We start from the raw sequence: 24,336 nt of genomic DNA, 5'->3' as shown, positions 1-24,336 counted from the left end.
CAGCATTAGGTCATTGACCGGCGTTTTTCTTTTTACTCCCTCTAACGCGCCAGCAACTGCCCGGCGGCCTCCAGAATATGCTCGGCGGTCAGGCCGTACTCTTGCTGTAGAAATGCCTGGGTGCCCACCTGGCCGTAACGCTCCTTCACCCCCACGCGCCGCATCGGTGCCGGGCACTCTTCCGCCAGCACCTCCGCCACCGCCGATCCCAGCCCGTTATGAATACTGTGGTTTTCACAGGTGACGATGCGCCCGGTCTTGGCCGCGTAGGTTTTGATGAGTTCACGGTCGATCGGCTTGAGGGTAAACATATCGATCACCGCCGCGCTGACGCCCTGTTGCGCCAGCATCTGCGCCGCCTTCAGCGCCTCTGCCACCATGATGCCGTTGGCGATCAGCGTGATGTCGTCGCCGTCGCGCAGCAGGTTGCCCTTGCCGATGGTAAAGTGCGAGCCCTCCTGATAGATGCGCGTCGCCTGCTTGCGAATGGTGCGCACCCAGTAGAAGCCGCGCAGATCCATCAGCTGGCGCAGAATGTCGGCGAACATGGTGGCGTCGGTCACTTCCAGTACCACCGAATGCGCCAGCCCGCGCACGATGCCCATGTCCTCGAACGACATGTGGGTGCCGCCGTTGTGGCAGGCGCTCACCCCGGCGTCGGAGGCAATCACCTTGACGTTATTGCGCTGGTAATCCAGCGACATGAACAGCTGATCGAAGCAGCGGCGGCTGGCGAAGGCGGTAAAGGTATGCACGAAAGGCACCCGGCCGGTGAGCGACAGCCCGGCGGCAACGCCGATCACGTTGGCCTCCATTATGCCGCAGTTGATCACGTGCTGCGGGTGATCCTTGTGCACGCCGTCCATCGCCATCGAGCTCATCAGATCCGCCTCCAGTGCGATGATCGGTGCGCCCGCTTCAATCTGCCGACGCACCGCGCCGGCATAGACTTTGCGCATTTCGATGGCGTCGTTTTCCAACTGCGTCACTACGTTAAACATGGGCGGCCTCCAGTTCGGCGATGGCTTTTTCGATCTCCTGCTGCACGTCCGGCGTCAGGCGCAGGTGGTGAGAATTCGACAGGTTTTCCAGATAGGTCACGCCTTGCCCCTTGATGCTGTCGAGCACGATCGCCAGCGGCCGCTGCTCGCCGCTGCGCACCGGTGCCACCGCCGCCAGCAGCGCTGCGATGTCGTCGCCCTTGATGGTCTGTACCTCAAAACCGAAGGCGCGGAACTTGGCGGCCAGATCGAACGGTTGAATCACCTCGTCCAGCGCACCGTCCAGCTGCTGCTTGTTGTAATCGATAAACAGCGTCAGGTTGTTCAGGTTGTGATGGGCAATGAACTGGAACGCCTCCCAGCACTGCCCTTCGTTCAGTTCGCCGTCACCGAGGATGCTGAATACCCGATTGCGGCGCCCCGCCAGCCGATGGGACAACGCCATGCCGGCGGCGATCGACACGCCCTGCCCCAGCGAGCCGGTGGTGGCGTCCACCCCGCGCGTGCGCAGCCGATCCGGATGGCTCGGTAGACGCGTGCCGTTCTGGTTGAGGGTCTTCAGCTCCGCCAGCGGGAAGTAGCCTTTGATCGCCAGCGTACTGTACAGCGCCGGGCCGGCGTGCCCTTTCGACAGCACGAAGTCATCGCGCTCCGGCCAGTCCGGATCCGCCGGATCGATGCGCATCACGCTGCCGTACAGCACCGCCAGCGTCTCCACCACCGACATGCAGCCGCCGTAGTGGCCGAAGCCCAGCCCGGTCAGCGCTTTCAGCGTTTCCAGGCGGATCGCGCGCGCCAGGGCGTGCAGCTCTTCAATTTCCGTTTCGCTCGTTATGTAGTTCATCAGTCTGCCCTCGTTATTTCTCGACGCGGTCAGCGGCCGGTACGCCTTTGCGTTTTCCCAGGAAGTTATGCGCCACCAGCAGCGCGAACACGGCGACGATCGCCAACATGATCATCTCCTTCGACATAAAGCGCGCCATATTGCCCAGCAGGATGCCGACTACGCCGAAGTCGGCATCGGAGAAGGTGGTATTGGCGAAGCCGAGCGCCCCCAGCACCGGCAACAGCAACACCGGCAGGAAAGTGATCAGCAACCCGTTGGCGAAAGCACCCAGCATCGCGCCGCGCCGCCCGCCGGTGGCGTTACCGAATACCCCGGCGGTGGCGCCGGTGAAGAAGTGCGGCACTACGCCGGGCAGGATCAGTACCATCTTCAGTTGCCCCAGCAGGAACAGCCCGGCCAATCCGCCAAGGAAGCTGAACAGGAAGCCGATCAGCACCGCATTGGGGGCATAGGGATAGACCACCGGGCAATCCAGCGCCGGCCGCGCGTTAGGCACCAGCTTTTCCGAAAAGCCGGTGAACGCCGGCACGATTTCCGCCAGAATCAAGCGCACGCCCTGCAGGATGATGAACACCCCGGCGGCGAAGGTGATGGCCTGGATGATCGAATACACCAGGTAGTTCTGGCCGCCGCTGAGCTCGCTTTCCACATAGGCCCGCCCGGCGCAGATCGCCAGGATCAGGTAGATGACGATCATGGTCATCGAGATCGAAATGGAGCTGTCGCGCAGGAAGCTGAGGTTTTTCGGCAGGTTCATCTCCTCGGTCGAACGCGAGTTTTTGCCCACCTTCGAGCCGATCCAGCCGGACAGCACATAGCCCAGGGTGCCGAAGTGGCCGAAGGCAATATCGTCGTTGCCGGTGATGCGGCGCATATAGCGCTGGGCGATCGCCGGGAAGAACGCCATCACCAGCCCCAAGGTCAGCGCGCCGGTAAACACCAGCTGCACGCCCTCAAAGCCCGCCACCGTCAGGATGATGCCGATCATGCAGGCCATGTAGAAGGTGTGGTGGCCGGTCAGGAAGATGTATTTCAGCCGGGTGAAGCGCGCCACCACGATGTTCGCCACCATGCCGAACGCCATGATCAGCGCGGTGGAGGCGCCGTATTTCTCCAGCGCGATGGAGACGATCGCTTCGTTGTTCGGAATAATGCCCTGAATATTAAACGCGTGTTCGAACATGCCGCCCAGCGGATTGAGCGATCCGACCAATACCGTGGCGCCACCGCCCAACACGATAAAGCCGAGAATGGTTTTTACCGTGCCTTTCACCACGTCGGAAAACGATTTCTTTTGCGCCAGCAAACCGATCAGCGCAATAAGCCCGACCAGTACCGAAGGCACCTTTAATATATCCACCACAAACTTGAGCGTTTCCTGGATAAACATATCCACCTCGCCAGTCGTTTTATTCAGAGGATTGAGTGAGCTTCGAAGTAAGCGCGCAGCTTGGCTTCCAGCTCATTGATGTCGATGATATTGCTGATCACCACCAACTGCTCGGCCGGTACGCTGGCGCTGTCGGCGATGTCTTTCGCCATCACGAACACGTCGGCGGCGCCGGGGGTGGCGGACGACAGATCGGAGTGTTCGACCTCGGCCTCCACGCCCATCTTTTTCAGCACCTTTTTAATGTTCATTTCCACCATAAAACTGCTGCCGAGACCGGAACCGCAAATCGCCATGATTTTCATGATATCCACCTGTTGAATTTAGCGTGTAGGGTAGCGCCGCCGGTCATATTCCCGGCGTTGTTAGCATTAATAGTGTTCCTGGTGATTAAGCGTTAATAGCGGGCGATAATATCCTCAATGTGTCGTTTATCTTTGGCGTGAAATAACGCCTCCATCGCCTGATTGTCTGAAAATAATTCCGCCAGTTGCGAAATCAATTCGATGTGGCTGTCACCGTCGGGCGCGGACAGCATCACCACCACCTGAACCGGATCGTTATCCGCTGAATGAAAGTTCACCCCCTGATGGATCTTCAACAGCGACAGCCCCAGCGCGTTGGCCCCCTCCTCCGGCCTGGCATGTGGCATGGCGATACCCGGCGCCAGGACGAAGTAAGGGCCGAGCTTCTCCTGCTGATGAAAGATAGCCGTCAGGTAATTCGGCGTAATTACGCCGTCTTGCAACAGCGGCTGGGCGCTCAGCGTTACCGCCTGGCGCCAGTCCTCCACCCGTTCGCACAGCTGTATATGATCGGCGGTCAGCCACGCTTTCAGCACGTTATCCTCCCGAGAGTCGATGATTGCGGCCGGTGATTAATTCACCGGAGACGGTAAAACTTTAATCAACCCCTCCCGGCCACACAGTGATGGATATCACAAAGATAGCGCTACCAAAACGCTATCATGCAGATCTGTGATAGCGCTATCAAAACGCCGCGCCGCGGCATGGCGTTGACCACAATTTTTTCTCGCTCTTTCGGGTAACGGGGTAGAATGTGCCGCATACGGGGATCGTCGAAGCCGCGCCGTCGGCTTCCCAGCCTCACAATTTTTATGCGCCGCGCGCGCATTTCAGTCGGGATTAGGCATGTCGATCGGTAAAAAACGACGCAGCACAGGCAGGGTGACGTTGGCTGACGTTGCGCAGTTGGCGGGCGTCGGCACCATGACGGTGTCGCGCGCGCTGCGCACGCCGGAGCAAGTTTCAGACAAACTGCGCGAGAAGATCGAAGCGGCGGTGAGCGAACTGGGCTACTTGCCCAATCTGGCCGCCAGTTCGCTGGCGTCGGCCTCGTCCTACACCATCGCCATGGTGGTGCCCAGCCTGTCCGAATCCGGCTGCGCCGAGATGTTCGCCGGCCTGCAGAAAGTGCTGCAGCCGGCCGGTTATCACATCATGCTGGCGGAGTCGCAGCATCACCTCGAACGCGAAGAGAAATTGCTGGAGACCCTGCTCTCTTACAACCTGGCGGCGGCGGTGCTGCTCAGCGTCGAGCATTCGCAAAATGCCCGCAACGCGCTGATCGCCGCCAACATTCCGGTGGTGGAAATCGGCGCCGTGCGTGCCGATCCGATCGACATGAGCATCGGCATCGACTACGTGGCGGCCATGTATCAGCTGACGCAAACGGTGATCGCCAGCGGCTATCAGAACATCGGGCTGCTGTGCGCCAATCAGGAACAGTGGATTTTCCAACAGCACCTGCAGGGCTGGCACAAGGCGTTGCTGCGCAACCATATGTCGCCGCATCGGGTGATCAACGCCGCGCAGCCCGCCAGTTTCAGCACCGGCGCGCAGCAGCTGCCGGAATTTTTGCTCGCCTGGCCGGAGCTGGACGCACTGGTGTGCGCCTCGGACGAACTGGCGGGCGGTGCGCTGTATGAGTGCCAGCGGCGGCGCATCAAGGTGCCGGACAATCTGGCGGTAGTGGGTTTCGGCAACAGCGAGTTCAGCCGGGTCTGCCAGCCGCCGCTGACCACCATGACCATCCCGCATCGCGACATCGGCATTCAGGCCGGCCAGGCGCTGCTGGCGCGGCTGAACGATCAACCCTGGCAGCCGGCAGGCTCCCTGCCCGCCACGCTGTGCCGTCGCGACAGCTGCTGAATTCGCGCCATAAAAAAAGCCGGTCGATGACCGGCTTTCTCGCGCGTTGGCGTATCAGTGGTTGTCGAGCGGCTTACCGTAATCCTGTTCGTTGTTGCGTGTCAGCCACAGTGACAGCGCCTTCAGCGAATCCGGGGTAAACTCGTCGCAGCGCGCGGTGATCTCTTCCGGCGTCAGCCAGCACACCTCAGCCACTTCTTCTTCCTGCAGCGCGAACGGCCCGTGCGACACACAGCTGAACAGCGCCCCCCACACCCGGCACTGCTCTTCTTCGAAGTAGAACAGGCCGTGCTCGGCGAAAGGCACGCCGGCGATACCCAGCTCTTCTTCCGCTTCGCGGCGCGCCGAATCCAGCACATTTTCACCGCTTTGCACTACGCCACCCGCCGTCGCGTCCAGCCAGCCCGGGTAGAAGTCTTTGATCTCGGTGCGACGCTGCACCAGAATTTTTCCCATCCCATCATGCACCACAATATAGGTAGCACGATGGCGCAGCCGCTCCGCCCGCATCTGTTGACGACTGGATTGAGCAATCACCTCGTTTTGCTCGTCGACGATATCAACCCATTCGGTATCTGCAGCCTGACCCTGTTCCGCCATCCTCTAAAACCTTCTATTTTGGCGCGATGCATCCCGCGCGCTGGTTAATCAATGAGTGTTTTTCAAAGATTTTTATTGTGTGTGTATAAATTAGTGCGTTTAGCGTGTTAACGCCACCTCCGCGACGACCTTGCCGTCGTCGAGCGTCAGCACGCTCAAAGTGCCCCGATCCAACATGCCGTAGCTGGCCGGAAAGCCCCCTTTCGGGATACTGACCGAGCCCGGATTGAAGCAATAGATCTCACCCTGCCGCTCCGCCTGCGGCAGATGCGTATGGCCGTAGGCCAAGACGTCTCCGCGGGATAACGGCGGCAGTGCCGAGGGATGATAAAGGTGACCGTGGGTCAAAAACAATCGTCTTTTTTGCAGTAAAACCTGTTGCCAGGACGCCTCGATGGGAAACGTCAGCAGCATCTGATCGACCTCGCTGTCGCAATTGCCGCGAACGGCGATGATCTTGTCGCTATAGCGATTCAATCGTTCGGCAACCTGAGCGGGCTGATAGCCGACCGGCAGCGCGTTGCGCGGGCCGTGATTCAGCAAATCACCCAGAAGAATCAACCAGTCGGCGCCGTTTTGTTCAAACAATCCCAGCACGCGTTCGGCGGCCGGCAGCGATCCGTGGATATCCGAGGCGAACATCAGTTTCATAACCTTATCCTTTACAGGGAAATAAGCGCCATTTTACCGCGCCGCCGCCGTGCGGCAAACCGCCGCCCACCCCGGTGGAGAATTGTGATCCAACCGCGCAGATAGCATCGGACGAATCCCACATAGCCTGCTATCCTTAGCTGCTATTGTTGGATCTCTGATATACCTTTGTGCGCGGCGAAGACCGCAGCAACGTGTAATGAATTACAGATCACCTTACCGCAGGAGGCAACATGATTGACCTGTATTACGCGCCTACTCCCAATGGTCACAAGATCACCTTGTTTTTGGAAGAGGTCGGCTTACCCTACCGTATCCATCGCGTAAACATCAGCGCCGGCGAGCAGTTCAAACCGGACTTTCTGAGCATTTCTCCCAACAACAAAATCCCGGCGATCGTCGATCAGCAACCGGTGGACGGCGGCGCGCCAATCAGCCTGTTCGAGTCCGGGGAAATCCTGCTGTATCTGGCGGAGAAAACCGGCAAGCTGCTGAGTAAGGGCCTACGCGAACGCGCCGCCACCCTGCAGTGGCTATTCTGGCAGGTGGCCGGGTTCGGGCCGATGCTCGGGCAGAATCACCACTTCAACCACTACGCGCCGCAGCCGGTGCCTTACGCCATCGAGCGCTACCAGCTGGAGACCAAGCGGCTGTACGGCGTGCTGGAAGCCGAACTGCAAAAACACCCGTACCTGGGCGGCGACAACTACAGCATCGCCGATATCGCCACCTACCCGTGGGTGGTGTCGCATCCGCGCCAGCGCATCGATCTGGCGGATTACCCGGCGGTACGCAACTGGTTCGAGCGCATCAGCAACCGCCCGGCGACCGAGCGCGCCTACAAGCTGGCCGAACAGGGCTAAGCTCGCTCCTCCGACTCCCCGCCGGCCGGGGAGTCGCATCGTCCCCGCGTTATCATTTCCCTACTTTCCGTGTATTCTGAACGCCAATAATCAGACCTATGGAGAATCTCTGATGTCTTTCAGTCAACCCGACGCCGTTATTCGCATCAAAAATCTGCGGTTGCGCACGTTCATCGGTATCAAGGAAGAAGAAATCAACAACCGACAGGACGTCCTGATCAACGTGGTGATCCACTACCCGGCGGACAAGGCGCGCAACAGTGAAGACATCGCCGATGCGCTCAACTACCGCACCATCACCAAAGCGATCATCCGCCATGTGGAAGATAACCGTTTCGCGCTGCTGGAAAAATTAACGCAGGATGTGCTCGATATCGTAAAAGAACACGCCTGGGTAACCTATGCTGAAGTAGAGATAGATAAACTTCTGGCCCTGCGCTACGCCGATTCGGTTTCCATGACCATGAGCTACCGCCGGGACTAACCCAGGGAGGTTGACCATGCGGATCCTGATCACCGGCGCAACGGGATTGATAGGCAGCAGCCTGACGGCGAGGCTGCTGGAGCTTTCTCACCAGATCACAGTGCTGACCCGCGACGAGCGGCGAGCGCGGGCCAAACTGGGCGATCGACCGGACTACTGGCAAACGCTGGACGACCGGCAATCGCTGGACGAGTTCGACGCGGTGATCAATCTGGCCGGCGAGCCCATCACCGACAAACGCTGGAGCGCGCAGCAGAAGGAGCGCCTGTGCCACAGCCGCTGGGATCTGACCGAGCGGCTGGCGGCGTTGATCAAGGCCGGCAACGCGCCGCCCAGCGTGCTGATTTCCGGTTCCGCGCTCGGTTACTACGGCGATCAGGGGCAAGCGGTGGTCACCGAAGAGGAGCCGCCGCACGACGAATTTACCCACCGGCTGTGCCAACGCTGGGAAGCGCTGGCGCTGCAGGCGCAGAGCAGCGCCACCCGCGTCTGCCTGTTGCGCACCGGCGTGGTGCTGGCGCCGCAGGGCGGCGCGCTGGCCAAAATGCTGCCGCCGTTCCGCCTCGGGCTGGGTGGCCCGATCGGCGACGGCCGTCAATACCTGCCGTGGATCCATCTTGAAGATATGGTCAACGGCATTATTTATTTGCTGGATCACGCCACTCTGGAAGGCCCGTTCAACATGGTCGCCCCCTACCCGGTACATAACGAACAGTTCGCCGCGCAATTGGCCAACGTGCTCGATCGCCCGGCGTTTCTGCGGCTGCCGGCGTTCGTTATTCGTCTGTTGCTGGGGGAAGCGGCGGGGCTGGTGCTCGGCGGTCAACGGGCGGTACCGAAGCGGCTGGAAGAGGCCGGTTTCCACTTCCGCTATCTGGAACTGGAACAGGCATTGGATGACGTGATCAATCAGCGGGCCGAAGCCCGCTGATCCGAGGTTACTTCAGCGCGCCGGACAGGAACTGCTGCAGGCGCGGGCTCTTGGGGTTGCCGAACAGTTCTGCCGGCGGCCCCTGCTCTTCAATCAACCCTTTGTGCAAGAAGATCACATGGTTGGAAACGTGGCGCGCAAACTCCATTTCGTGCGTTACCACCACCATGGTCTTCCCCTCCTCCGCCAGCTTCTGCATGATGCGCAGCACTTCGCCCACCAGCTCGGGATCCAGCGCCGACGTCGGTTCGTCGAACAGCAGCACTTCCGGCTCCATCGCCAATGCGCGGGCAATCGAGACACGCTGCTGCTGGCCGCCCGACAGATGCACCGGGTACTTGCCGCGCGCCCGCTCATCGATGCCCACCTTATCCAGATAGCGCACCGCGCGTTCGCGCGCTTCGGCCTTGCTCAGCCCCAGCACCTGCACCGGCGCCTCCATCACGTTCTCCAGCACCGTCATGTGGCTCCATAGGTTGAAGTGCTGGAACACCATAGTCAGGCGGGTGCGCAGCAGCTGCAGCTGTTTCTTGTCGAACACCTTCAGCTGGCCGTCCTTGTCGCGCACCATGCGAATGTCTTCGTTGTTCAGGCTGATAGAGCCTTCACTCGGCTTCTCGAGGAAGTTGATGCAGCGCAGAAAAGTGCTTTTACCGGAGCCGGAGGAGCCGATGATGCTGATCACATCCCCGGCGTTGGCCGCCAACGAGACCCCCTTCAGCACTTCGTGGTCGCCATAGCGTTTGTGCAGTTCCGTGACGGCTAATTTATTCTCAGTCATGGTTTTTCTTCCCGTCATTTATCAGTGACTAACGTGTGCCATCCAGCGTCTTTCAGCTTTGCGGAACAGGCTGATTAACACGTAGGAGATGATCAGGTACAGCACCGCCGCGATGCCGAAAGCATAGAACGGCTGATAGGTCGCGGCGTTGATGTCGCGCGCGATCTTCAGCAAATCCGGCACGGTGGCGGTAAACGCCAGCGCGGTGGAGTGCAACATCAGGATCACTTCGTTACTGTAAGCCGGCAGCGCGGTGCGCAGTGCCGAAGGCAAAATAATGCAGCGATACATCTTGAAGCGTGAAAAACCGTAGGCGTTGGCGGCCTCGATCTCGCCATGCGGCACCGCGCGGATCGCCCCGGCGAAGATCTCGGTGGTATAGGCGCAGGTGTTGAGCGTCAGCGCCAGGATGGTGCAGTTGAGCCCGCTGCGGAAAAACGCATTGAGAAACTCGCTGCCGCGCACGATTTCCAGGCTGTACATGCCGGAATAGAACACCAGCAGCTGCACGTACAGCGGCGTGCCACGAAACACATAGGTGTAGAGCCACACCGGGAAACGCAGCCAGGGAATGGAAGAGACGCGCGCCACCGCCATCGGGATCGCCAGCAGCCCGCCCATCACCACCGAGGCAATCAGCAGCCACAGCGTGACCGCCACGCCGGTGAAGCGGTAACCGTCGCTCCACAGCAGCGACTGCCAATACTGTTGCAAGATATCGATCATAGTTCGGCCCTCTTGACGCCCAGTGAGTAACGCCGTTCAAGCCACAGCAGCACGCCGTTGGAAACGGTAGTGAAGATCAGGTACACCACACCGGCCACGATGGCGAAGAAGAACGGCTGGTAAGTGCCTTTCCCCGCCAACTGCGTGGCTTTCACCACATCGTTCAGGCCGAGTATCGACACCAGCGCCGTCGCCTTCAGGATCACTTGCCAGTTGTTGCCGATGCCCGGCAAGGCAAAGCGCATCATCGCTGGGAACAGAATGCGCCGGAAGATCTGCGCGCCGCTGAAGCCGTAGGCCGTCGCCGCCTCGATCTGCCCTTTCGGCACCGCCAGATAGGCGCCGCGGAAGGTCTCGGTAAAATAAGCGCCGTAGATAAAGCCGAGGGTAATGATGCCGGCACCGAGCGGATCGATATCGATCTGCGCGAAGCCCAGCAGCGTGGTGATATTGTTCAGCGCAATCTGCAGGCCGTAAAAGATCAGCAGCATCAGCACCAGATCGGGCACGCCGCGGATCAGCGTGGTATAGGCGCCGAACAGACCGGAGATAAAGGGATTATGAGACAGTTTGCCGCCGGCGCCGATCAGACCGATCACCACCGCCAGCACCACGGAACTGAGGGCCAACTCCAGCGTTACCAGAGCCCCCTCGAAAATCAGTTGGGAATAGCCTTGCAGCATCTACTTCACCCTGTGGTCTAGGATCCGAACCATCGGGGCCGGCGCACCGGCCCCGCAGTCACAGCATGGAACGGGAAGCGGATTACCCGCCGTAGACGTCAAAGTCGAAGTACTTTTTCGCGTATTTGTCGTAGGTGCCGTCTTTACGCATTTCGGCGAAGGCTTTGTCCAACGCCGCTTTCAGTTCGGTATCGGTCTTGCGCAGCCCCATGCCGGTGCCAACGCCGAAGAACTTGTCATCCTTCACCGACTCGCCGGCGAACGCATAGTCTTTGCCCGGCGGCTGTTTCAGGAAGCCGTCGCTGCCCGCCACTTCATCCTGGAAGGCGGCGTCGATACGGCCGGAGGCCAGGTCGGCATAGGCCAGATCCTGGTTCTGGTAAGGCACCACGGTGACGCCCTTCGGCTGCCACATAGCGTTGGCGTAGGCTTCCTGAGTGGTGCCCTGCAGCACGCCCACGCTCTTGCCTTTCAGCGCTTCGGGGGTTGGCAGCAGCTTGGAGCCCTTCGGCGCGATCAGCCGCGCGTTGGCGGCATACAGCTTGTCGGTAAAGGCGATTTCCTGCTGGCGTTTTTCAGTAATGGACAGCGAAGAGATAATGGCGTCGATCTTCTTCGCTTTGAGGGATGGGATCAGCGCGTCAAAGTCGCTCTCCACGAAAGTGCATTGGGTATTGATGCGTTTGCACAGCTCTTTGGCCAAATCGATGTCAAAGCCGACCAGCTCGCCTTTGGCATTTTTGGATTCAAACGGTGCGTAAGTCGGATCGGTGCCAATCTTCAGCGTTGAAGGAATGGCGGCAAAGGCGCTGCTGGCGGCGCTCAAAGCCAGAACTAACGGCAGAATCAAAACCCGCTTTTTCATAAATTACCCTCAAATTGATTTTTTTGATGCCACTACGGGCATTACTTTCCCCACCAAATCAATTTGCAGTAATCGTGCCACATTAAGTGCTACGGACGGAGGGAACGGCTCCGGCCTTCACAATACTGTTTCCTGGGACGATAACCGCAAAATTGAATCGGCCGGTCGGGGCCGCGCCACTGGCAGCCGCGACAGGGCGGCGCCATGAAACAGTGAGCGTGATGAAGTGGGATCATTATGGTGCATACTCCGCCCTAATTCAGTGCGGTGTTGCACAAATGTACCAATTTAGGGATAAAACTGTTAATTAGCACCCTGCCAGCGGGTGAACAGATCGGTCGGCAGTTCGATATCAAACTGGTCGATCACCCGATTGACGGTCTGATCGATGATGTCTTCCACGCTTTTGGGCTGGTGGTAAAACGCCGGCACCGGCGGCATGATCACCGCACCCATCTCCGCCGCCTGGGTCATCAACCGCAGGTGTCCCAGGTGCAACGGCGTTTCACGCACGCACAACACCAGACGACGGCGCTCTTTCAGCACCACGTCGGCGGCGCGGGTCAGCAATCCATCGCTGTAGCTGTTGACGATGCCGGACAGGGTTTTGATCGAGCAAGGCAAAATCGCCATGCCCAGGGTTTTGAACGAACCGGAGGAAATACCGGCGGCGATGTCGCGCGCATCGTGCACCACATCGGCCAGCGCCTGCACTTCACGCAGGCTGTACGGCGTTTCCAGCGCCAGCGTCTGCCGCGCCGCATTGCTCATCACCAGGTGGGTTTCCACCTCTGCGACGTCGCGCAAAACCTGCAACAGGCGCACGCCGTAGACCGCGCCGCTGGCGCCGGAAATGCCGATGATGAGTCGTTTCATGGGGGAATGGCCTCTGCCGTAAAAAAGTAAGATCAGGCAGACTTTGCCGCAATGGCGAGGGATAAGCAAGTCACAGGAGCAAGGGGCAGCGCCGCGTTTGCGGCGCTGCCCCCTGAAGGTTCAACGCAGGCGGTTAGCCCTCGTTGTGCAGTTCCAGATTTTCCGCTTCGGTTTGTACCCGCAGCGCCTTGGCGTCATCGCTGCGCAGCGACTCCAGGTACTCCAGATAGCTTTGATCGACGTCTTTGGTCACGTAGATGCCGTTGAACACCGAACATTCGAACTGGGTGATATCCGGGTTCTCTTCACGCACCGCGTCGATCAGATCGTCCAGGTCCTGGAAAATCAGGCCGTCGGCGCCGATGATCTGACGGATTTCATCCACTTCGCGCCCATGAGCGATCAGTTCGGTGGCGCTCGGCATGTCGATACCGTACACGTTCGGGAAGCGCACTTCCGGCGCGGCGGAAGCCAGATACACCCGCTTGGCGCCCGCTTCGCGTGCCATCTCAACGATTTGTTCCGAGGTGGTGCCGCGCACGATGGAGTCATCCACCAGCAGCACGTTCTTGTCGCGGAACTCTGCGCGGTTGGCGTTCAGCTTGCGGCGCACCGACTGGCGACGCGCCTGCTGGCCCGGCATGATAAAGGTGCGGCCGACATAGCGGTTCTTCACAAAGCCCTGACGATAAGGCTTGTCGAGGATGCGGGCGATTTCCAGCGCGATGTCGCAGGACGTTTCCGGAATCGGGATCACCACGTCGATGTCCAGATCTTCCCACTCGCGGGCGATCTTCTCGCCCAGCTTTTGGCCCATGCGCACGCGGGCGCTGTAGACCGAGATCTTGTCCATAAAGGAGTCCGGGCGCGCGAAATAGACGTATTCGAACAGGCACGGGTTGGTTTTCGGGTTCTCCGCGCACTGGCGGGTGAACAGCTGGCCTTTGGTGGTGATGTACACCGCTTCGCCCGGCGCCACGTCGCGCAGGAACTCAAAGCCCAACGTATCCAGCGCCACGCTCTCGGAGGCCACCATGTACTCGCTGCGGCCGTCTTCCAGCGTGCGCTTGCCGATCACCAGCGGGCGAATGCCGTTCGGGTCGCGGAACGCCAGCAGGCCGTGGCCGATGATCATCGCTACACAGGCGTAAGCGCCGCGCAGTTGCTGATGCATCGCGGCGACCGCGGTAAAGATGTTGTCGGCCTCCAGCGGGTAGTGCGGGAAACGATCCAGCTCGCAGGCCAGCACGTTCAGCAGGATTTCCGAGTCGGAGGTGGTGTTGACATGGCGGCGGCCGCTTTCAAACAGCTTTTGGCGCAGCTCGTGGGCGTTGGTCAGATTGCCGTTGTGGGCCAGCGTAATGCCGAACGGCGAGTTGACGTAGAAAGGCTGAGCCTCTGAGGCGCTCGAGCTGCCGGCCGTCGGGTAACGCACATGGCCAATGCCCATGTTGCCCTGCAAGCGTTGCATATGGCGCGCCTCAAACACATCCTTCACCAGGCCGTTGGCCTTACGCAAACGGAACCCGTTGTGGGCGTCAATGGTGACGATGCCTGCGGCATCCTGGCCACGGTGCTGAAGCACCGTCAGCGCATCATAAATCGACTGGTTTACCGGCATAAAACCGGCGATACCGACAATACCGCACATGTTGTCTTTTCCTCATCAGCGCTACCGCCCCGGCAATTGGGTCGGCAAGAAACTCGACGTGCTCTGCAGGTAGTCAAAGAACCACCTGATGACGTAACTGAACTGGGGAATGAGCTGCGACTGTTTCCAGTCGGCGCTTTGTGAAAAGCCGGTAAAGGTATCCAGGAAGAACAGGATCGCCGCAACGATCAACACCCCGCGCAGCGCGCCGAAGCAGATGCCCAGCACCCGGTCGGTGCCCGACAACCCGGTTTTCTCTACCAGTGAGCTAATCACATAGTTAACAATAGCCCCGACGATCAAGGTCGCGATGAACAAAATCGCGATCGCAATGCCGTTTCGCACCAGTTCATCTTCAAAACGAGTGAAATAGACCGCAAGGTAAGAGTAGAAATGGCTGGCAACAAAAAACGCACATCCCCATGTCACAAGTGACAATGCTTCGCGAACAAACCCTCGGATCAGGCTCACCAGAGCCGAAAATCCAATCACCGCTATAATGACGTAATCAATCCAGACCATGAACTATTCCAATAATGAATCGCCCCGCATCCAATTCGCGGCGAATTCTAACAGAAAAAGAAAACGTTTGCGTAGGGGATTTCCTACCACGTTACAAATAAAAAGCGGCGATCGAAAAATTCCCAATCGCCGCATCGCATTAAGAGGCCAACATGCTAGCAAGCTCTCTCTCAGTCATCGCTAGACTTCTTCGCTGGTTTCACACCACCTCTCCTTCCTAGCCCAAAACCAACACGATAGAGATCCGGCATATTGACCCGACCATCTTTCATCGTTTCGAAAATACCAAGCCCTTTCATATCTGCAAAAACACCTTGAGCACCTTCAGTAACGTTCTCTGGAGGCAAACTAGCCGTAGAATCAAGCATTGTTACATTTGACCATGCCTGCTCTATCGCCTCAAAAGGGCAGGGTACAGTGATACCACGCAGTGGCTGCATGTACGTTTCCACCCAAGGGTAGTCTTCCGCCATTTCTTTGACACGAATTTCTGAAGCTGCCAATACCCCACGTTTAATACTATCGTAGTGCAGAGGTATCCCGTGCTCAGCATGATGTAATCGCGAGTCATCCGCCGCCGATCGCAGAGCACATAAAAAAGAACGGGGGGATGTTAAACCCCGGGTATCCGCTAAATGGCCTACGCTCCATGTATAGGGGACTCCACGTCGTCGGTCTCGCCCCATCCAGTTACCCGCAATTTGTATAAACAGTTGGCGCTGAATATCTTCATTTTTTTTCACTTTGGCATCCAGTTGCCAAACACCGTTAGGTAACTTTTCAGGTTCATTACCAACGACGCTACGATAGATTTCTCGTAACACTTTCCCCGAACTATCAGAAGCATTACAGAAATACTGCCAAATCAAACCATGCAGATCATAACTGGCCCACGTTAATTCTACACGTGTTGCAAGAATTTTAGATGCATCAGTAAAATCCGTTACCTTACGGCGGAACTGGTCTTCACGCAGAAATACCTTAGTATGGAGGTGTGGGTATCTCTTTAGCTGCAAGACTAATTGCAAAAGGCCGCGCACGATAGCATCCACTTTTTGCCACTCATTACTCGTGCGATCCAATGCATCAAAAACAATAAGTATCGCACTACCTCGTTGAGCGTAATGCTGCTCAGCTTCCTCCAGCAACATACTGAAAAATTCAGGATCATTCTTTAACCAAGCCGTGCACTCGCTCCATCGCCCACCCATTTCTGATTTATTCAGCTCACAGCACAGGCAACGAGCAACGATGGCACGCCATACATCAGCAGGGGAAAAACCCTGACTTAAGAGTGAGGAAAAAACCTCAGCATCTGGATACTGCTGATTTGATGGTGTAAGTGAAAACCCTGCTTTAACATCCACATGGGAAAGATCTGGCACGTCTTTACCCAGTGCTTGCCGAATGGCAGGATTGGTTAATGCATTACTCCAGAAAGTTTTACCTACACCACGCCCGCCAATCACTAAATTGGACTCTAAACGTAGGGCTTTGATATGCGAAGGTGGTACGTATACCCAACGAGCGTCTTTAGTCAACTCACCATCATCATTCGAGGTTCCCGCCGGTAAAGCTTTGGATATAGCATCTCTGATTTCTTGACTACTCATCATATTCTCCTGGCTGCTGTAACTTAATGTAGTCAATCAACGGCCCGAAAATAGCGCTAACTTCGCTACCATCAATTTCATTGAAGCGGCCATGCAAACTTTTTAAACCAGCAAAACTACGATGCCAGCGAATAGCTAAAGGATAATGAGGGGCGCTTTCATCAGCAATGTCGAAGTTCCAGAAATCCCCCTCAGTTGCGGCAGGAATCTCATCATAGAGTTCCTCTGCGAACAAATTCCAAGCATCTTCCCGTAACTCATCAAAATAACGAGCAGTGTCCAGTTCAGGCAACATGGCGCCCACCAATTGCAAGCGTTCCCTGATATCTTGGATCACGCCAGTCCGGCGCCAATGCTGGAATAAGATGCGATATCCTGACCAAGTTTGAGAGCCATTTAAGGCAAAGAGCAAAATGTTAGAAGCCCCTAACTCAGTAATACAGGCAGAAGCGACCTCATCAATACCTGCTCTTGAATCAATGAGCACCACATCCGGCTGCCAGCGCTCCTCTAACTTATCAAGCAAACGCCCCAATCGTTTGGCCCAAGTCTCCATGCCATCTTGACTTTTCAAGGGCATCCAAGCGCGGCCAAGTTTTGCAATATATTCACCGGGTTCTCGCCCATGTGCTGGCACAACCCAAATATCGCCATTATGAGAAAGTGAGCTAGCAGCTACCATATCGTCAAAAATAGCATCCCCATTTCCCACTAAATCCTCTACCAACCAATCGGCTATACCATAGCCAGGGCGACGATCATCTGGTAGTAAAGCCGAAGACAAGCCTGGCGACTCAAGATCTAAATCTAGCACCATGACTTTCTTCCCACTCTCAGCAAGAGCCCACGCGGTAGCCGCCATAGAGGATGAGCGCCCTACACCGCCTTTGATGGAGAAAAATACCGTTCTATTTTTTTTCTCACTAACCGGTGTTATTTGCGACCAATCGGTTGGAGTTGCAAAGCGATCTACAATGTAAATTCCATCCAATCTACTGTCTAATAAAAAGGCATGAGAGGCCAATCGCTCTGACTCAATATCCTCTTCAAATAACAGTGCTCTTTCAGGAGGATAAGCATGTTTGTCAGCCAGTACCTGGTATATTTCAGATACCAATTTTTCTAAGAGTTTACGAGTCTCTTCAGTTTCATGCTTTTCATCAACGATCAATCGAATCCGAGCATTTAGATCTCGGTTTATCAGGATAGGTTTGCATGTCGTCAAGTCATCTTCGAAACGTAAGAATAATGATTTCAACGCTGGCAAAATCTGATCAAATGTCATTCAATTATTCCTCGTTTGCGAGCTGTCTTGACCAAGGAACGAATCACTTTAGCCGCACTCCGATGAGCCGCAACATACTCCACTGTAAACCCTAATTGCTTGGCATAGCGGTCACTAACTTTCCAATTGGAAAATGCATCCACATCCTCACAACGATAGTCAGCAAACTCCCCACCTGAACGATAGGCCTCATAACGCACAGACAGATTATCGATATGCTTCCAATCCTTCTTTTCCTGAGGACTTCCGGCTTCATTGCAAGGCATGCCGAAAGCGATCATCAATGCTTTGAGGCCACATTCCGCAGAAAAACCGTATAAATGATCTGCATTGGCAAAGCGTTCTTTTTCTAACAATAACTCAGCATCAAACCAGTGGCGCTCATTGGCATCCGAAAAATCTGTTTGCATACTTATATGACCTCCCTGTCAACGAGCCCCGTATGGCTTCACCTGCCCGCTCAGCCCGCTGATCGAGTTCAGCGACGGCAGCGCCGATTGCAGCTTCTGCTTCGAAGCGTCCGGCCCGACGTAGATGCGGGTAATCTGCCCCTGCACCGGCGTTGACGGCACGGTAAAGGCGCGATAGCCCGAGAGCCGCAGCGAGGCGACGATCTCGTTCGCCTTGGCGGCGTTTTTCAACGCGCCGAGCTGCACGACGTAGGCCTGCCCGGCCGGCGCTTTCTCTTCCGCCAGTTTCGGCTGCGGCGCCGGTTCCGGTTTCGGGGCTGGCTCCGGTTTCGGTTCCGGTTTAGGCTCCGGCTTCGGCGTCGGTTTCACTTCCACCGGCTTCGGCTGCGGCGCCGGCTTCGGTTTCACTTCCACCGGTTTGGTTTCCACCGGTTTCGGCTTAGGCTGCGGTACCGGCTGAGGACGTGTCTCGACCGGTGGCACCACCTGCGCCGGCGGCTGGGCGTTCGGCCGCACCGCCTGCTGCGTTGCCGCTTCATTGGCAGCCTGCTGTTCGACCAACGCGGCGGCCCCTTCCGGCGGCTGCGCCGGCAGCGGTTGCGTCACCGGCGGCAGTACGTCGTTTTCTTCAACGTCGCCCGGCTTCGGCACCAGGGGAATGGCCGCGAACTCATCCTCGTAATGCTTCTTTTTGCCATCCAGCAAGCCTGGCAGGATGATCACCCCCAGCGCCACCAGAATCACGGTTCCGACCAGTCGGTTCTGAAATTTACTCGCCACTCACACTCCCCGCATCTCGTCTAACGCCGCCATCACCTGCGCAACGGTGTGGAACGATCCACAGACGATCACAATATCCTGTTTATCAGCATCCTGCATAGCCTGCCGCCAGGCAGTTTCGACATCGGCAAAGCGCCGCGGTTCCGTCAGATGTTGCGCCAACTGTTCGACGCCGGCGCCGCGCGGCCCATCGAGCGGTGCGCAGTACCATTCATCCACCTGCTCGCTCAAGCAAGCCAGCGTGCCGGCGATATCCTTGTCCGACAGCATGCCCACCACCGCGCGCACCTTGCCACCGTCGCGCGGCAGCTTGGCCAAGCGCCCGGCCAGATAGCCGGCGGCGTGCGGGTTATGCGCTACGTCGAGGATCAGCGTCGGCTCCCGCCGCACGATCTGGAAACGCCCCGGCAGCGTCGCCTGCTGCAGCCCGGTGAAGATCGCGCGTTCGTCGATTTCCAGCGGGGAACAGTTCAGCGCCGCCAGCGCAGTGGCAGCATTGGCCAACGGCACGTTCGGCATCGGCAGATCGGTCAGCAGCGTATCACCGCCCTGCCACTGCCAGCGATCGCCCTGCTCGCTGAAGCTCCAGGCTTCACCGCGGCGATACAGCGGCGCGCCAAGCGTTTCGGCAACCTGGCGAATGCTTTCCGGCATATCCGGTTCACCCACCACCGCCGGTTTGCCGCTGCGGAAAATGCCGGCCTTTTCACGGCCGATGCTTTCGCGATCGTTGCCCAGCCAGTCGGTATGATCGAGCGCGATGCTGGTGATCACCGCCACGCTCGGATCGACGATGTTGGTGGCGTCAAGACGCCCGCCCAGGCCTACTTCCAGGATCACCACATCCAGCCGCGACTGCTTGAACAGCTGCAGTGCCGATAAAGTGCCGAATTCGAAATAGGTCAGCGAAGTCTCGCCGCGACCGGCTTCGATGGCGGCGAACGAGCGGCTGTGCTCCGCTTCGCTCAGCTCTTCCCCCTGAATGCGCACGCGCTCGGTATAGCGCACCAGATGCGGCGAACTGTAAACGCCGACGCGCAGGCCGGCAACCAGCAGAATGGCTTCGAGGGTGCGACAGGTTGTGCCTTTGCCGTTGGTACCGGCAACGGTGAACACCGTGGGGGCGGGGGTCAGTAAATCCAGATGCGCCGCGACGCGCTGCACGCGCTCGAGGCCGAGTTCGATCGCCTGGCTATGCAGACGTTCCAGATAATAAAGCCACGAGCTCAATGGCGACGTGGCTTGGGGAATTTGGTGGTTTTGCATGAGTCCCATCACTGAACTTGGGTTCATTAATCCATCAGGGCACCACCCTCACCGCGGTAAAGGCGATGCGCTTCGTTACGTCCGCCAACCTGCAGACCGCAGCGCGATGCGCAGCGGCCCGCCAGGCTACGGGCATCAGCCGTCACTTAGCCACAAAGTGACGGCTGAACCCGGCGGGATCGGCCTTTGCCTCAGGCGTCGGCCTGTTGCTCCAGGACGACGGCCGGCGCAGCTTCATCGAAATGCGTCTGCGGCTGATTGGTCAGCTTGGACAGAATGCTCGCCAACGTTTGACGCATTTCCGGGCGGCGTACGATCATGTCGATCGCGCCTTTTTCGATCAGGAACTCGCTGCGCTGGAAGCCCGGTGGCAGTTTCTCGCGCACGGTCTGCTCGATCACGCGCGGACCGGCGAAGCCGATCAACGCTTTCGGCTCGGCGATGTTGATGTCACCCAGCATCGCCAGACTGGCGGAGACGCCGCCCATGGTCGGGTCGGTCAGCACAGAGATATACGGCAAGCCGCGCTCCTGCATTTTAGCCAACGCCGCACTGGTTTTCGCCATCTGCATCAGCGACATCAGCGCTTCCTGCATACGCGCGCCACCGCTGGCAGAGAAGCACACCAGCGGACAGTTGTCCTCCAGCGCCTGCTCAACCGCGCGCACGAAACGCGCGCCGACCACGGAAGACATCGAGCCGCCGATAAAGGCGAATTCGAAGGAGGCCGCGACGATCGGCATGCCGTACAGCGTGCCCTTCATCACCACCAGCGCGTCTTTCTCGCCGGTCGCCTTCTGGGCGGCGACCAAGCGATCCTTATAGCGTTTGGAATCCTTGAACTTCAGAACATCTTTCGGCTCCAGATCGCTGCCCAACTCCACTTCGCTGCCTTCGTCCAGCAGGGTGTGCAGACGCGCGCGCGCGCCCATACGCATATGGTGGTCGCACTTCGGGCACACTTCCAGATTACGCTCCAGTTCGGCGCGGTAGAGAACCTGGCCGCAGCTGTCGCATTTGGTCCAGACCCCTTCAGGAATGCTCACCTTACGGGTTTGTGTGATATTGCTCTTGTTAAGAATTCGTTCAATCCAGCTCATCGATGACCTTTCTGTTTGAACCTGGCATACGCCAGTCTGCTGTTCATGCTTTAACAATCCCCCCGAAAACATCCCAATGAAAAAATGCCCGTTCGCGGCGCGGCAAGCGCGCGACTGAGGCATTCGGCTTCAGGGTTGTTCACAGGAACAGACCATTATGTCGCTCATTAAACCATATCGGCCCGACGCTGTGGACAAAAAACTGGTCGAACCGACAGGTCAAGCGCTGTCTTTACTGTTTTTGCTGGCGGGCAGCCGCGCGCTTGTGGCGCCAAATTTCAATCACGCCCGGCAGAATCGAAACGATGATGATCCCCACGATCAACAGTTTCAGGTTTTCCTGCACCACCGGCAGATCGCCGAACAGGTAGCCGGCATAAGTGAAGAGCAGCACCCAAACCAGTGCGCCAATCACGTTGTAAGCGGCGAAGTGGCGATAGGACATATGCCCCATACCGGCGACGAATGGCGCAAAAGTGCGCACGATCGGCACGAATCGCGCCAGAATAATCGTTTTCCCGCCGTGCTTCTCATAGAACTGATGCGTCTTGTCCAGATAGCTGCGGCGGAAAATCTTCGAATTCGGGTTGCTGAACAACTTCTCGCCGAACAGCCGACCGATCGTATAGTTCACCGCATCGCCGAGGATCGCCGCCGTCACCATCAACGCCACCATGGTGTGCACGTTCAGATCGTTGGTCGGCAACGCCGCCAGCGCGCCGGCGACAAACAGCAAAGAATCCCCCGGCAGGAACGGCGTCACCACCAGACCGGTTTCGCAAAACAGGATCAGGAACAGAATAGCGTAGACCCACATGCCGTATTGTGCGACCAGTTCGGCCAGGTGCACATCAATATGCAAAATGAAATCAATAATAAACTTGATGATGTCCATAAATTCTCTCATTGATACCGGGCGTTTCAATCACCCGGCAGAAGCACAAGGGAGCGACGCTTTCAGGCGTGCCGGCGTTTAATCGTCGGGTAAAAACAGCGGCCCCATCGGCGGCCGCGGTAAGCCAAAGTGTTCGGGATAATCCACAGAAACCAGATACAGCCCTTCGGCTCGCGCCGTCGCCGCCGCCAGATTGCGATCCTTCAGCGCCAGCAACTCGGCCATCCAGTTCTCATCCTGATTGCCGCAGCCGATCTCCATCAGGCTGCCGACGATGTTGCGAACCATGTGATGCACAAAGGCATTCGCCTTGATATCTACCACAATATATTCGCCGTAGCGCGTAACCTTAACGTGTTTTACGCAACGCCACGGGGTGCGCGACTGACATTGCACCGCGCGGAACGAAGTGAAGTCGTTCTCGCCCAGCAGCGCCTGCGCCGCCCGGTGCATGCGTTCGGCGTCCAGCGGATGATAAAAATGCGTCACCCCCTGTTGCAGCACTGCCGGCCGATAGCGATGGTTGAAAATAATATAGCGGTAACGGCGCGCGGTGGCGCTGAAACGTGCGTGAAAATCATCGGCGACGGGGCTTACCCAGCGCACCGCGATGTCCGGCGGCAGATGGGTGTTCACCCCCATCGTCCAGGCGGCGTCCTTGCGGCGCGCGGTAGTTTCGAAATGCACCACCTGCCCGGTAGCATGCACCCCGGCGTCGGTCCGACCGGCGCACAGCACGGTAATCGGCGCATCCGCTACCTTGCTCAACGCCTGCTCCAACCGTTCCTGCACGCTGGCCACTTCTTGCTGCCGCTGCCAGCCGTAGTAACGGCTGCCGTCATATTCAATGCCCAGCGCGATCTTCAGCGTCGGCTGAGCGGGTGAGACCGCCTCAGACATCAGTACATCTGCTCCTGCACCAGACGCTCGGCGGTTTCGACAGCCATCAACGCACCGCCAAAGCGCACGTTGTCCGCCACCGTCCAGAACTGCAGCAGTTCAGGCATGCCGTAATCATTGCGCAGGCAGCCGATGCTGAGCGCATCGCTGCCGGAGGCGTCAGTGACCTGCGTCGGGTAATCGTCTTCTTCGCTCAGCTGAACGTCCTCGACCTCTTCAAGCTCGCTGCGCGCCTCTTCGGCGGACAGCGGACGCAGCGCCTCCAGGTGCACCACCTGCGCATGGCCATAAAACACCGGCGACTGAATGCAGTTCACCGAAATCGGCAACCCTTCGTCCTGTAGCACCTTGCGCACCTGATCGACGATCAGGCGTTCTTCGCGCACACTGCCCTGCTCGTCGGCGATCAGCGGCAGCAGGTTGAACGCCAGCTGTTTACCGAAAATGCCTTCCTCGGCCGGAATGCCGTTCAGCAGACGCGCGCTCTGGCCGGCCAGATCGTCCACTGCCGCCTTGCCGCGCGACGATACCGACATCAGCGTCGTAACGTGCAGACGCGACAGCCCTGCCTGTTCGGTCAGCGGTTTGATCGCCGTCAGCAGCTGGCTGACCATGCTGTCGGCGACCGCGACGATATTGCGGTTGCGATAATCCGCCAGCACCTGCGGGTTAACGCCAGGCACCACCAGCGGCACATCCGGTTCCATGGCGAACAGGCCGCTGGTGTCGATCACCAGGCAGCCCATGTTGCCGGCCTCTTCGGCATAACGCGCGGAAGCTTCGCTGCCGGCGACGAAGAAGGCCAGTTGCGCCTGCGACCAGTCGAACTCTTCGGCGTTTTGCACCAGAATAGACTTGCCGTTGAAGCGCACATTGGCGCCCGCGCTGCGTTCGCTTGCCAGAGGATAGAGTTCACCCACCGGGAACTGGCGTTCCTGCAACAATTCCAGCAACGCTTCACCTACCGCGCCAGTGGCGCCGAGCAGCGCGATATTCCAGCCGTCAGACATCGGGTTTTCTCCAGAGTATTTCATTCATAAAAGCA

The 24,336-nt window shown here is 58.1% G+C and carries 27 protein-coding genes; 4 read left to right on the top strand and 23 right to left on the bottom strand.

What is annotated here, in order from left to right:
• Positions 1-41 precede the first annotated feature (41 nt).
• The 5 genes from BHU62_RS14050 to BHU62_RS14030 form a co-directional block, all read right to left on the bottom strand.
• Positions 42-1,001, bottom strand: a complete 960-nt coding sequence (locus tag BHU62_RS14050) for a transketolase family protein (RefSeq protein WP_073532558.1) — start codon at positions 999-1,001, stop codon at positions 42-44.
• Positions 994-1,845 (bottom strand): transketolase, encoded by an 852-nt coding sequence (locus BHU62_RS14045; protein ID WP_073532557.1) that lies wholly within the window; start codon positions 1,843-1,845, stop codon positions 994-996. Before BHU62_RS14045 ends, BHU62_RS14050 begins: the two co-directional genes overlap by 8 nt.
• A 13-nt stretch (positions 1,846-1,858) precedes the next feature.
• Positions 1,859-3,238, bottom strand: a complete 1,380-nt coding sequence (locus BHU62_RS14040; RefSeq protein WP_073532556.1) for a PTS ascorbate transporter subunit IIC — start codon at positions 3,236-3,238, stop codon at positions 1,859-1,861.
• A 23-nt stretch (positions 3,239-3,261) separates the two neighbouring features.
• On the bottom strand, positions 3,262-3,543 hold the full coding sequence (locus BHU62_RS14035) for a PTS sugar transporter subunit IIB (RefSeq protein ID WP_015378585.1): 282 nt from the start codon (positions 3,541-3,543) through the stop codon (positions 3,262-3,264).
• A 92-nt stretch (positions 3,544-3,635) separates the two neighbouring features.
• Entirely contained in the window at positions 3,636-4,079 is a 444-nt protein-coding gene (locus BHU62_RS14030) for a PTS sugar transporter subunit IIA (RefSeq protein WP_073532555.1), read from the bottom strand.
• A gap of 310 nt (positions 4,080-4,389) precedes the next feature.
• Here BHU62_RS14030 and BHU62_RS14025 point away from each other — a divergent pair, with 310 nt between their 5' ends.
• A complete protein-coding gene (locus BHU62_RS14025) occupies positions 4,390-5,409 on the top strand; it encodes a LacI family DNA-binding transcriptional regulator (protein WP_049200170.1) in 1,020 nt (339 codons plus the stop codon).
• A gap of 54 nt (positions 5,410-5,463) precedes the next feature.
• On the opposite strand, the gene yfcD is transcribed toward BHU62_RS14025, so the two are convergent.
• Positions 5,464-6,009, bottom strand: coding sequence for an NUDIX hydrolase YfcD (gene yfcD, locus BHU62_RS14020; protein ID WP_004936086.1), 546 nt, complete (start codon positions 6,007-6,009; stop codon positions 5,464-5,466).
• Positions 6,010-6,108: 99 nt separating this feature from the next.
• Complete coding sequence (yfcE, locus tag BHU62_RS14015) at positions 6,109-6,660, bottom strand: phosphodiesterase (RefSeq protein ID WP_073532554.1); 552 nt, start codon at positions 6,658-6,660, stop codon at positions 6,109-6,111.
• Between the two features lie 233 nt (positions 6,661-6,893).
• Here yfcE and yfcG point away from each other — a divergent pair, with 233 nt between their 5' ends.
• The 3 genes from yfcG to BHU62_RS14000 all read left to right on the top strand — a co-directional run bounded on the left by yfcG (position 6,894) and on the right by BHU62_RS14000 (position 8,938).
• Positions 6,894-7,523 (top strand): GSH-dependent disulfide bond oxidoreductase, encoded by a 630-nt coding sequence (yfcG, locus tag BHU62_RS14010; protein WP_038876430.1) that lies wholly within the window; start codon positions 6,894-6,896, stop codon positions 7,521-7,523.
• Between the two features lie 112 nt (positions 7,524-7,635).
• Entirely contained in the window at positions 7,636-8,007 is a 372-nt protein-coding gene (folX, locus tag BHU62_RS14005; RefSeq protein WP_025303682.1) for a dihydroneopterin triphosphate 2'-epimerase, read from the top strand.
• Positions 8,008-8,023: 16 nt separating this feature from the next.
• Positions 8,024-8,938 carry a TIGR01777 family oxidoreductase gene (locus BHU62_RS14000; protein ID WP_073532553.1) on the top strand — a complete coding sequence of 305 codons (915 nt, stop codon included), beginning with the start codon at positions 8,024-8,026 and terminating at the stop codon, positions 8,936-8,938.
• Between the two features lie 7 nt (positions 8,939-8,945).
• Here the strand turns inward: BHU62_RS14000 and hisP are convergent, their stop codons facing one another.
• The 16 genes from hisP to BHU62_RS13920 all read right to left on the bottom strand — a co-directional run bounded on the left by hisP (position 8,946) and on the right by BHU62_RS13920 (position 24,301).
• Positions 8,946-9,719: a histidine ABC transporter ATP-binding protein HisP gene (gene hisP / locus BHU62_RS13995; RefSeq protein ID WP_073532552.1), complete on the bottom strand. Its 774-nt coding sequence runs from the start codon at positions 9,717-9,719 to the stop codon at positions 8,946-8,948.
• Between the two features lie 21 nt (positions 9,720-9,740).
• Positions 9,741-10,445: an ABC transporter permease gene (locus tag BHU62_RS13990; RefSeq protein ID WP_073532551.1), complete on the bottom strand. Its 705-nt coding sequence runs from the start codon at positions 10,443-10,445 to the stop codon at positions 9,741-9,743.
• Positions 10,442-11,128, bottom strand: coding sequence for a histidine ABC transporter permease HisQ (locus tag BHU62_RS13985; protein ID WP_049200166.1), 687 nt, complete (start codon positions 11,126-11,128; stop codon positions 10,442-10,444). Before BHU62_RS13985 ends, BHU62_RS13990 begins: the two co-directional genes overlap by 4 nt.
• 82 nt (positions 11,129-11,210) lie before the next feature.
• Complete coding sequence (hisJ, locus tag BHU62_RS13980; RefSeq protein ID WP_073532550.1) at positions 11,211-11,993, bottom strand: histidine ABC transporter substrate-binding protein HisJ; 783 nt, start codon at positions 11,991-11,993, stop codon at positions 11,211-11,213.
• A 303-nt stretch (positions 11,994-12,296) separates the two neighbouring features.
• Positions 12,297-12,869, bottom strand: a complete 573-nt coding sequence (locus tag BHU62_RS13975; RefSeq protein WP_073532549.1) for a UbiX family flavin prenyltransferase — start codon at positions 12,867-12,869, stop codon at positions 12,297-12,299.
• A gap of 133 nt (positions 12,870-13,002) precedes the next feature.
• Positions 13,003-14,520, bottom strand: coding sequence for an amidophosphoribosyltransferase (purF, locus tag BHU62_RS13970; RefSeq protein ID WP_073532548.1), 1,518 nt, complete (start codon positions 14,518-14,520; stop codon positions 13,003-13,005).
• Between the two features lie 21 nt (positions 14,521-14,541).
• Positions 14,542-15,042, bottom strand: a complete 501-nt coding sequence (cvpA, locus tag BHU62_RS13965) for a colicin V production protein (protein ID WP_004936119.1) — start codon at positions 15,040-15,042, stop codon at positions 14,542-14,544.
• Between the two features lie 170 nt (positions 15,043-15,212).
• Positions 15,213-16,658 carry a hypothetical protein gene (locus BHU62_RS13960; protein WP_073532547.1) on the bottom strand — a complete coding sequence of 482 codons (1,446 nt, stop codon included), beginning with the start codon at positions 16,656-16,658 and terminating at the stop codon, positions 15,213-15,215.
• A complete protein-coding gene (locus BHU62_RS13955; protein WP_073532546.1) occupies positions 16,648-17,940 on the bottom strand; it encodes a ParA family protein in 1,293 nt (430 codons plus the stop codon). Before BHU62_RS13955 ends, BHU62_RS13960 begins: the two co-directional genes overlap by 11 nt.
• A complete protein-coding gene (locus BHU62_RS13950) occupies positions 17,937-18,350 on the bottom strand; it encodes a hypothetical protein (protein ID WP_073532545.1) in 414 nt (137 codons plus the stop codon). Before BHU62_RS13950 ends, BHU62_RS13955 begins: the two co-directional genes overlap by 4 nt.
• Before the next feature lie 18 nt (positions 18,351-18,368).
• Positions 18,369-19,130 (bottom strand): cell division protein DedD, encoded by a 762-nt coding sequence (gene dedD / locus BHU62_RS13945; protein ID WP_073532544.1) that lies wholly within the window; start codon positions 19,128-19,130, stop codon positions 18,369-18,371.
• A complete protein-coding gene (gene folC / locus BHU62_RS13940; protein WP_073532543.1) occupies positions 19,131-20,396 on the bottom strand; it encodes a bifunctional tetrahydrofolate synthase/dihydrofolate synthase in 1,266 nt (421 codons plus the stop codon).
• 191 nt (positions 20,397-20,587) lie between these two features.
• Positions 20,588-21,496, bottom strand: a complete 909-nt coding sequence (gene accD / locus BHU62_RS13935) for an acetyl-CoA carboxylase, carboxyltransferase subunit beta (RefSeq protein ID WP_073532542.1) — start codon at positions 21,494-21,496, stop codon at positions 20,588-20,590.
• Positions 21,497-21,728: 232 nt separating this feature from the next.
• Positions 21,729-22,391 (bottom strand): DedA family protein, encoded by a 663-nt coding sequence (locus BHU62_RS13930; RefSeq protein ID WP_073532541.1) that lies wholly within the window; start codon positions 22,389-22,391, stop codon positions 21,729-21,731.
• A 78-nt stretch (positions 22,392-22,469) separates the two neighbouring features.
• Positions 22,470-23,291, bottom strand: a complete 822-nt coding sequence (truA, locus tag BHU62_RS13925) for a tRNA pseudouridine(38-40) synthase TruA (protein ID WP_073532540.1) — start codon at positions 23,289-23,291, stop codon at positions 22,470-22,472.
• Entirely contained in the window at positions 23,291-24,301 is a 1,011-nt protein-coding gene (locus tag BHU62_RS13920; protein WP_073532539.1) for an aspartate-semialdehyde dehydrogenase, read from the bottom strand. Before BHU62_RS13920 ends, truA begins: the two co-directional genes overlap by 1 nt.
• Positions 24,302-24,336: the final 35 nt, after the last annotated feature.

This window comes from Serratia marcescens (assembly GCF_001902635.1).
In the GTDB taxonomy this organism is placed as follows: domain Bacteria; phylum Pseudomonadota; class Gammaproteobacteria; order Enterobacterales; family Enterobacteriaceae; genus Serratia; species Serratia marcescens_F.
Note: the sequence above shows the minus strand (reverse complement) of the source record. Positions and strands in the feature narration are given on the sequence as shown.